Here is a 9,477-nt window from a genome sequence, read left to right as displayed (position 1 = left end):
GAAGGACGAAATGAAGAGCCGGGAAGCCATGATGCGATTTGAGATCGCTTGTGAGACAGGTACAAGAATTGAAACACCTGACCCGCAGATTCGCAAAGAGGTACTTTCGATTGCGAAAAAGACGAGGGATGTTGAAGAGCTCTCATCCACAGATATAGACATTCTAACGAAGGCTCTTGAATACAAGGAGAACGGGGTCCTTCTCACAGATGACTATGCGGTACAGAACATGGCTTCAGTACTTGGTATTGAAGTTAAGCCCATCAGCCAGAAAAAAATAAAGGATGTACTGGTATGGGGAAAGAAATGTACTGCATGCTATCGCAAATTTGATGAGGGAGATGATTGCCCAGTCTGCGGATCCCTTTTGAAAAAGGTCAGGAAAAGAAAACTATAACCATAGAGATGTACTATAACTATTTTAAAAGGTTAAAACTAATTAATATTTCAGCTGGGATATAATATGAAGAACATAGAAGAATTGATCCTAAAAGCGGTTGAATTGCAATCAAATGGCCTTGTTACAGGCCAGATAGCAAATGAGCTCAACGTGTCCAGGGAAACGGTCACATGGCTTTTGACACGCTCAAAGAAAGATGTTGCAGCACCTGCACCAAAGGATATCTCTGTGACATGGAACAGTGTCGGACAGAGTTCATACAGATTAAGATGCATCTCACAGGCACTTTGTGACATGGTGATAGAGACGCTGGAAAGAACACAACAAGATGCCGATCTTGTGATCGGTATAGGGCTTAGTGGAATTCCTATAGCCACCATGATGGCCGAAGAACTGGAGATCGATTTCGCGATCTTCCATGACTATGATGACCAGAAAGGAAAGACCCATCAAAGAGGCATCTTTAGCCGGAATTTCGCTGATGTCGAGGGAAAGAAGTGCATCATCGTGGACGATGTGGTATCATCAGGAGCTACTGTTACAGACGTTGCAGAACAGCTTCGCGAGGTTGGTGCAACCCCGATCGCAGTTGCAGTTATCGTTGACAAGATGAATGCTGATATGATCGCCAATGTGCCTATGAGCTCACTAGTCCGTATCACACGTGTAGATTAAAAAGGGAAAGCTCCCTTTTCTTTTTTGTTCCTTTTGTTTTTTAAAATAAGAAATGGATGAGAGATCTCACTCTACACCCACTGAACCGATCTTTTCGACCAGTTTAGAAAGCACTTCGGAACGCATGCCTTCTACGAACTTTATACTTCCAACTACAAGGTGTCCACCGCCATTCACACCAGCACCTGTGATCTCCTCGTGGAGTTCACGGACCATCTGTGGAATGTTCATCAGAACTCCTTTTGAGCGTATCACTGCAAAGTCAGGACCGTAACCGATGGTAATTACCGGCCTTCCTTCGAGTTTCTGACACATGCGGTCATGCACTTCACCGGAGGTCTTGCCTGGTGCCGGGAATGTGAACTTGTGAGCGTAGTTCTCGACATCCAGCACGTTCAGTACAGCAGTGTTGGGCAGATCCTCCGACTTCACGTTCGGCATACAGGCATCAAGCTGTTCTGAGATCATCGCGTTTGCCTGTTCACATAACAGTTTCACGATATTGTTATGCCTTGTGTGGTCGCCAAGGTCCATCAGGTCATCAACGATACCCCTACCACTAGCGAACTTGAGCCAGTATGCTTCAAAATCAAGTGCCAGTGCCATCTCTTTGAGGTCCTGCAGAGAATACCTGTCAGCAACAAGCTGCTTGTAAACTTCAGCTTCCGGTGCTTCAGAACGGTCACCCACTGCAGCAATGGCAGGAAGATGTTTGATCACATCTGTCACATCCGGGTTGATCATACGGGCAACTTCCGTGGCCAACATTCCTGCAGTCATACCGAAATCCCCACCCACGTGAGCAGGATTTACATGACCGAGCAGATACTGGTCAACGAGCTCATCAGGATGGTGGTGATCAACTACGACCATGTCGATACCATAGACCTGTGCCTGCCTCATGGCTGGAACATCCTCTTCTGTGGAACCGTTGTCCACCATTACGACCAGTGGAAGTTTCTGTCCGTGTCTTGCAGCATCCTCAAGTGCAAAGGATATATCTTTGGTGACATCCGGAAGTTCATAGAATGGAGCCTTTGAGGGTGCTCTCTTGTAATAGTGATATTCTGCATCAGGGCCGTTCACTTCCCTTATCATAGGGAGGATGGCCTTTTCGATAGCTACTGCCGCGGTCATTCCATCAGCATCGGCATGGTGACGTAAAAGGATAGGTTTTGACCTTATAATAGCTCTCTTGATCTCCTTTGCGACCTTACGCATTGCAGGTCGAAGCTTTTCAAGGATCTCGCTCTCAACAAGGAACTCAATGTCGGAAGGCTCAGCCCTCTGATCAATGACCTCATCGATGCGCTTCTTGACAGCTACTTCTTTTTCACCGGTCAGATGTTTCATGCTTCTGACCTCCAACTGGAGCCTGTCACCACGGGAGGTAACTTCACCGGTTGCGGTAATTATCATGTCTGCATCGATCTCCGGATAAGCACGTGTACCGGCACTCTCAAAAGCAGCACAGGAAATAAGCCCGTCTTCATCGGAAATTGTGAAGATAGTAGGGCCTGCGGTCTGCTTTACCTGAATTACCTCACCTTCGATCTTTACAAGTTTACCAGTAAAACTGCCAAGTTCGGTCGATCTTCTTATAGAAATGCTCTTCTCAACCTCTACTGTCTGGTAATCTTTGATAACCCGGGGGATCAGATCCATTTTACCATCACGTCTGATCTCTTTTACCTGCACGATCACCGGAGCTTTTTCTTCAAGCTTGATGTTGAGATTGCTTGAATGGATCAAACCACGTAAATTGGAATTCAGATCAACGAATACACCAAAGTCCGCATGATTATTTACTTTAGCAAGGTACATCTTGCCTACTTCCAGCTCATCCTGATTGCAGGAATTATCAAGAACATGTACGATCTCGATCTTACCGCAGGCAATACAAGCTTCCTTGCCATCTATGGGTCCAGCAATAGGCTTGTCACAGACATCACATCTATAAGAAGCACCCTTACCATTACATGCAGGACATTGTTTTCTTACTTCGATTTCTCCGCTTCCACCGCATTTGGAACATACTGAACCCTCATTCAGGAAATTTTTCACATCCTTTTGAGAAAGATCCATCAGATTTACGGATTTTATTTTTCCTGAACCTTTACATTCAGGACATTTTTCAGTAGAAAGGACCTCGTATCCCTTTCCTCCACATTCGTTACACTCATCTCTCATTTGTATCAAGTCTTAATTGTTTATGTTAGATTTATGTCTTTGCGTAACATTGGATTACCACAAGCAATAGTTTTTTATCACAGTCTCTTCCATTTAATTTGGGAGAAGTGAAACATGATAGAAGACTACATAATACCTATACTTGTCATTGCAGTTATCATCTTGTCACAAGCACTTAAGATGGTAAAAGAATACGAAAGGGTTGTTATTTTCAGGTTAGGAAGGCTCAGTGGCGTAAAAGGTCCGGGCCTGTTCCTGATCATCCCTATCATTGATTCTGTCGTAAAGATCGATCTTCGTGTGGTAACCATCGATGTACCAAAGCAGGCTGTCATTACAAAGGACAATGTCACGATCGCTGTTGATGCGGTTGTTTACTACAAGGTCATTAAGCCTGCTGCAGCTGTTACTGAAGTTGAGAACTACAAATTCGCAACTGCAATGCTTTCACAGACAACACTCAGGGATGTTATCGGTCAGATCGAGCTCGATGACGTGCTTTCCGAACGTGAGACCATCAACAAGGATATACAGGAATTGCTTGATGTTTCTACAGATCCATGGGGTATCAAGGTCGCCGCTGTGACCCTCAGGGATGTAAGCATTGATGAGACAATGCTACGTGCTATTGCAAAACAGGCAGAAGCAGAAAGGGAAAAGCGTGCACGTATCATTCTCTCCGAAGGAGAATTCTTGGCTGCAGAGAAGATGAAGCAGGCAGCACAGCTCTATCAGGACGTGCCCGCAGCACTTAAGTTGAGAGAGTTGCAGACAATTGCTGAAGTTGCACGTGAAAAGAACCTAATTGTGATCTCAAACTCCACGAACACCGCAGAGATAGCTGCACTATCAAAAGCATTCGAGAAGAAATAAAGCAGATAAAGGTGATATGATGTTGAACAAAGGATCACCTATTATTTTTTTCTTTTTTTTGGTATTGTTACTGCTTCTAATACCCTCAGGTGCGTCTGCGGAACAGACGGTTCTGGTACTGGAGATCTCCGATTCGATCACACCAGTAGCAGATGATATTGTAATAGATGCATTGCAGATAGCAGAACAAAATGAATACGAAGCTCTTGTAATCACCCTCAACACCCCTGGCGGAGGGGTTGATGAGACCCTCAAGATAATCGAAGCTATTGACGGGACGAATATACCGGTAATAGGGTATGTATATCCAGAAGGAACAAAAGCGTGGTCTGCCGGGACACTTATATTGATCGGAACAGACATTGCGGCAATGGCACCACATACAATTATCGGTTCTGCCCAACCGGTATCAGTGACACCTCAAGGTATAGAACCTATCGAGGACGATAAGATAGTAAATGCACTCGTGAAACTTGCAAAAACAAAAGCAAAACAGCACGGTCGCAATGAAACAACTGCAGAGAAGTTCATTACGGAAAATCTGAACCTGAATGCGGAAGAAGCACTGGAAGCAGGAGTTATCGAGTATGTTGCATCTGACATTGATGATCTTCTTGAGCAGGTGGATGGCCAGACTATCAAAGGAAAGGTACTGAACACCAAAGGTGCTACCATTGAGAACTATAGACCGTCCCTGAGATTGAGCTTTATGGACATCATATCGGACCCGATCATTTCCTCACTTCTCATCATGCTCGGTATATACGGCATCGTAATCGGAATTTCCAATCCCGGAGCAGGTGCAGAGATATTTGGAGTTGTTGCAATATCACTGGGCCTTGTGGGCATGGGATTCGATGTTAATATCGCAGCCATTTTCCTTATATTGCTCGGGGTGATACTGTTCGTTCTCGAATTGCAGGCGCCTGGATTCGGTATCTTTGGGATTGCCGGACTTGTATGCCTGATCGCCGGAAGTATCTTCCTGGTACCCATGGACTTCCCCAGATGGTACACTCCTGCTGATGTACAGCGGTCGATGATAATCGCAATAGTTACCCCTACAATAGTAATGGGTATCCTTTTTGTGTTCGTCTTCTATAAAGTGCTCGAGGTCAGACACAAAAAACCGGTGATCGGCGAAGACCCTACAGGCGAGACGGCAAACGCCATAGAGGACATCAAAGCAGGAGAAGAAGGGTTTGTCAGGTACAAAGGAGAATACTGGAAAGCAAAAGTAAAAGAGGATATCAGTGATGGAAATAAAGTGGTGATCACTGATGTACAGGGACCTCTCTTTATTGTTAAAAAAGTAGAAGAGGAGGGAGAGTGAGACTCACTTTCCTCTTATCATTTCCATAACCCTTTTCTTTTTCTCCGAAGCTTCTTTCGCAGCTTTGTCGATCGCTTCTTTCATTTCTTCAAAGTCCCGGGGCTCTTCGTCCCCGATCATCTTCTTTATAGGAGTGTAAGCGGATTCCCTGAAACGAGGAGTGAAATCACATACCTTGCCATCAATAACTATCTCGGCACCGCTGCCTTCCACGATCTCACCAATGATATCGATATCAACGCCTACGTCCTTTACCACCTGAATGATCTGTTCCGCATATTCCGGCGGAGCGATCACAAGCAGAGCATCCAGGGATACACCAAGATAGTCGATCTCCAGCTTTTCCAGCATCTCAAGGACCTTCGGATTGACAAGGGGACGCATCTTCGATTCATCAAAGACAAGTTTCACGCCAGCTGTTCTTGAGATCTCCTTTGCATCACCGCGAATACCGCCATTGGTCACATCGGTCATTGCATGGACGTGTTTGGTAAGACCTGAAGCTATCAGAGCCTCACATGCATCCAGGAACTTGATGTTTATAGTTTCCTCAACTACATCGTGCATTTCATAATAGAGCGCTGCTGTGGAAACAGTACCTCCGCCTGCACCTTCGCTCATCAATATGACATCTCCGACCTGTGTCTGCACACGGGAGGTCAGTTCAGTGCATGTGCCCACTGCACCAACACCACCGGTCATACGCTCGCCAATGTCCATATCGCCGCCGATGCGTAATGTACTTCCGGTAACAAGAGGGATACCGGTAAGTTCCGATACTGTGGTTATGCCTGCAATGTGATCGAATATCTTTGCCACATCGCCGTCATCGGCAACATGGATATCGGATAAGAGTGCAACCGGGCGGGAACCCATAGCATAGACATCACGCAAAGATGCACGGGCTACGTGGAAACCCGCAAGGAAAGGAAAATCGCTCAATCGGGAATGAATACCGTCTATCGTGACAATGATGTAACCATCACCCCTTTCATTCAGGACAGCTCCGGAATCATCGAGATGGGTAGTGTCCACCGCTGCACTGGTCTTACCGATGACCTCAGCGATCTTTTCGTGCGCATAGAAATCTCCCAGTCCCCGGGAGCCCACACCAAATTCACCCATGGTCACGCCTGAAACAGTCGATCTCAGTACATCGCCTTCGACATTCAAAGTCGCCTTTGCTTCCACTATCGCTGCTTTTGCAAGATTGCGTGCGTGTTTTTCAGATGTGTCCTTAATCTCGAGTATCCGCTGCGTCAACTTGTCTTCAAGCTCGGGATCATTATTTCGAAGTCCTTTTCTTGCGTAACCTTCTATATCCATACAATCGCTCCTGATCAGCACATGCCTACAAAGTTCTTGAGCATTTTCAAACCGATATCGCCACTTTTTTCAGGATGGAACTGCGTCCCTATGACATTGCCGGTCGAATTCACGACCGATGCAGCAAAGTCTATCCCGTAATCACATGATGCAAGCGTGTGGGATGCATCGGTATCAACATAATAGGAATGTACAAAATATACGAAAGCTCCATTGGGCACACCTTCATAGAATGGATGGTCCTGTTCGATCGTCAGAGAGTTCCAGCCCATTTGAGGGACCTTCAATTCCGATAGGGGAAACCTCACAACATTTCCCGGAACAAGGTCCAGTCCTTCTGTAAGACCTCCTTCCTCGGAACGGGTCATAAGCATTTGCATTCCCAGACATATTCCGAGGACCGGCTTTCCTGATGCCACATAATCAGTTATGGGATCCAAAAAAGGAACGATGTTCTTCATTGCATCGGAAAAGGCACCCACCCCGGGAAGAATGACACCATCGGCAGTTTCAATGTCAGCAGGGTCCTTTGAGATGAGCACTTCTGCACCCGCGTGTTCCAGCCCTTTCTGAACACTGCGAAGATTGCCAAGCCCATAATCAATTATCACGATTTTTTTCATGGGGAGTACATACGGTTTTGGTACATCGATTTAACGAATCGATATATTGTAACAAACATTATTTGCGAAATTGTGAAATATAGTTAGCCTTACATTATATATTTTGAGTTGAGCTTCCAATAGACATGTTAAAACGAAGCTTAATAGCACATATACGGTTATTAAAAATTTGGCTCTGTAGAAATCCTCAGAAGGTTGTGTATGAGCCATTTATTGATTATGCAACTGGAGATATTAAGGAAGGATCTCATTATTTCAAACCGTTGAGCAGGACAATAATGCAGTATGTGGAACATCTTGAGCATAAGTTTGATGGTGAGGTTGGGATTCTTGAAAGGAAGCATGTTCAGGCTGATGGTGTTGTGTACATTGGCAAAGAAGCCAATAGTATTGATGAACAGGAATTAGATGTGAAGAAGGCTCAGGAATTTATTGATGTGGAAGAGATTAAGAGGAAGATTCTTGAGATGCCACAGAAGGAAGCTGAGAGACTAGGAGTTGGGAGGAATACGTTTCAGGGTATTAAGAAAAGGTTGAAGGAAAGTGGAAAATTGAACTTGAATACTACTGCCGTTAAAAAATTATTAAATATTATTTGTGCATAACTTAAAGATGTGGTTATGATGTTAGAAAAATTTTTAAATTAGAACATAAATTTATTTGTTGCATTGGGTTTTTTTATAGCATTAGCAGGTTATTTTTCTAGCCCATATATCCCATTACAAAATGGATTAAAAATTCTTTTTGATTTAGGAATTGTTTCATCAATAGCAATTTCTATATTGCTGTGTGGAATTATATTCAAAAATTTATTTCAATTTTCAACCAATGATTCTAATTTAATACCAATCTCAGAATTTAGCTTTGAAAATGTTGAACGTTTTCTCTTTGCAATTCCATTTTTTATGATAGTTCTGATTTTATTTTACTATATATTTCAAGCATATAATAAAGAAACTTATCTCACCTTGATATTACTTGCTTATGTAATAGCTGTACCAATATACCTCAAACTTTATAATATTAAATCTTTTGATAAACATTTGTACATAATTCCAACTTTAATTATATTTGCAGGAACTATTATTTTTCATTTATTGGAACAATATGATCCTTTGTACTATAAAATAATACAAGCAATGATGAGTACCTTTGTGCAGATGTCTTTGTTACTTGTAGTCATTACATTCATATTCGACGTTAAAAAGATGCTATCCAATTCTAAGAAAAAGTTATTAGAACGATTTATCTCAATCAAATAATTCAAAGAATTCGGTTTTTTCATCCTGACCTATATCCCAACTTTGCTATGCGAGGGATAAGATTCGAACCTCAATGACTGACAAAATATAGATGATCGCGATTATGTGAGTACACATCCAGTTCAATGCCAATAAGTTAAGAAAATGTTGAAGGGGAATCCCCCTGTACATCTTCCTTTACAGTGCCCCCACTCATTAATATCACCAGCAAAGGCCTTCGTAGATTATATCCTGTTCCAGTTCATCAGGATCGATCATCTTTCTGCCGTCAATGACAACTTTGCCCTTCATACCACTAAATTCATTATCGAGCTTTCTGAACTCAGCCCATTCCGTCATGATCAGGCAGGCATCCGCTCCATTAAGAGCCTCTTCAGCACTCTTACAATATGTGATATCCTCAAAGATAGCTTTCATGTGCTCTGATGCCATTGGATCATAAGCAGCCACTGAAGCACCTTTTTCAAGAAGTTTGCGTATGACTGGAATAGAGCGGGATTCACGAATATCATCAGTATCGTTCTTAAACGCCAGCCCAAGTACAGCTATACGTTTGCCTTTCACATCATCCACATGACCTTCGAGGAGTTCAAGCATCTGGATCGGCTGCAGATCATTAACTTCAACTACAGATTCAAGAAGAGCAGGATAATAATCAAGTTCCTTTGCTTTTCCAATCAGGGCACATACATCTTTAGGGAAACATGAGCCTCCAAAGCCTGCACCGGAATTCAGGAAATGTTCAGATATACGGAAATCCTTACCCACTGCGTTCATGACCTCATAGGTATCAAT

Annotated in this window: 10 protein-coding genes; 6 read left to right on the top strand and 4 right to left on the bottom strand. The window is 43.5% G+C overall.

What is annotated here, in order from left to right; all coding sequences use genetic code 11:
• The coding region (locus tag QAS77_RS08045; RefSeq protein WP_305064837.1) for an NOB1 family endonuclease at nucleotides 1-397 on the top strand (397 nt) is incomplete at its 5' end.
• Nucleotides 398-463: 66 nt separating this feature from the next.
• Complete coding sequence (locus QAS77_RS08040) at nucleotides 464-1,075, top strand: orotate phosphoribosyltransferase-like protein (protein ID WP_305064836.1); 612 nt, start codon at nucleotides 464-466, stop codon at nucleotides 1,073-1,075.
• 66 nt (nucleotides 1,076-1,141) lie between these two features.
• On the opposite strand, the gene QAS77_RS08035 is transcribed toward QAS77_RS08040, so the two are convergent.
• Nucleotides 1,142-3,265, bottom strand: coding sequence for a DHH family phosphoesterase (locus QAS77_RS08035; RefSeq protein WP_305064835.1), 2,124 nt, complete (start codon nucleotides 3,263-3,265; stop codon nucleotides 1,142-1,144).
• 114 nt (nucleotides 3,266-3,379) lie between these two features.
• Between QAS77_RS08035 and QAS77_RS08030 the strand changes: the two genes are divergently transcribed.
• Both QAS77_RS08030 and QAS77_RS08025 read left to right on the top strand, forming a co-directional pair.
• Complete coding sequence (locus QAS77_RS08030; RefSeq protein WP_305064834.1) at nucleotides 3,380-4,138, top strand: slipin family protein; 759 nt, start codon at nucleotides 3,380-3,382, stop codon at nucleotides 4,136-4,138.
• 16 nt (nucleotides 4,139-4,154) lie between these two features.
• A complete protein-coding gene (locus tag QAS77_RS08025; protein ID WP_305064833.1) occupies nucleotides 4,155-5,471 on the top strand; it encodes an NfeD family protein in 1,317 nt (438 codons plus the stop codon).
• Nucleotides 5,472-5,474: 3 nt separating this feature from the next.
• Here QAS77_RS08025 and QAS77_RS08020 read toward each other — a convergent pair whose 3' ends face one another.
• Both QAS77_RS08020 and hisH read right to left on the bottom strand, forming a co-directional pair.
• Nucleotides 5,475-6,797 (bottom strand): AIR synthase-related protein, encoded by a 1,323-nt coding sequence (locus QAS77_RS08020; protein ID WP_305064832.1) that lies wholly within the window; start codon nucleotides 6,795-6,797, stop codon nucleotides 5,475-5,477.
• A 14-nt stretch (nucleotides 6,798-6,811) separates the two neighbouring features.
• Nucleotides 6,812-7,420 (bottom strand): imidazole glycerol phosphate synthase subunit HisH, encoded by a 609-nt coding sequence (gene hisH / locus QAS77_RS08015; RefSeq protein WP_305064831.1) that lies wholly within the window; start codon nucleotides 7,418-7,420, stop codon nucleotides 6,812-6,814.
• A gap of 197 nt (nucleotides 7,421-7,617) precedes the next feature.
• Here hisH and QAS77_RS08010 point away from each other — a divergent pair, with 197 nt between their 5' ends.
• Nucleotides 7,618-8,025: a hypothetical protein gene (locus QAS77_RS08010; RefSeq protein ID WP_305064830.1), complete on the top strand. Its 408-nt coding sequence runs from the start codon at nucleotides 7,618-7,620 to the stop codon at nucleotides 8,023-8,025.
• A gap of 63 nt (nucleotides 8,026-8,088) precedes the next feature.
• Nucleotides 8,089-8,682, top strand: coding sequence for a hypothetical protein (locus QAS77_RS08005; RefSeq protein WP_305064829.1), 594 nt, complete (start codon nucleotides 8,089-8,091; stop codon nucleotides 8,680-8,682).
• Between the two features lie 201 nt (nucleotides 8,683-8,883).
• On the opposite strand, the gene QAS77_RS08000 is transcribed toward QAS77_RS08005, so the two are convergent.
• Nucleotides 8,884-9,477: nucleotide sugar dehydrogenase (locus QAS77_RS08000; RefSeq protein ID WP_305064828.1), on the bottom strand; the 594-nt coding region annotated here is incomplete at its 5' end.

It is taken from the genome of Methanococcoides sp. (genome assembly GCF_030594565.1).
Lineage (GTDB): Archaea > Halobacteriota > Methanosarcinia > Methanosarcinales > Methanosarcinaceae > Methanococcoides > Methanococcoides seepicolus.
Note: the sequence above shows the minus strand (reverse complement) of the source record. Positions and strands in the feature narration are given on the sequence as shown.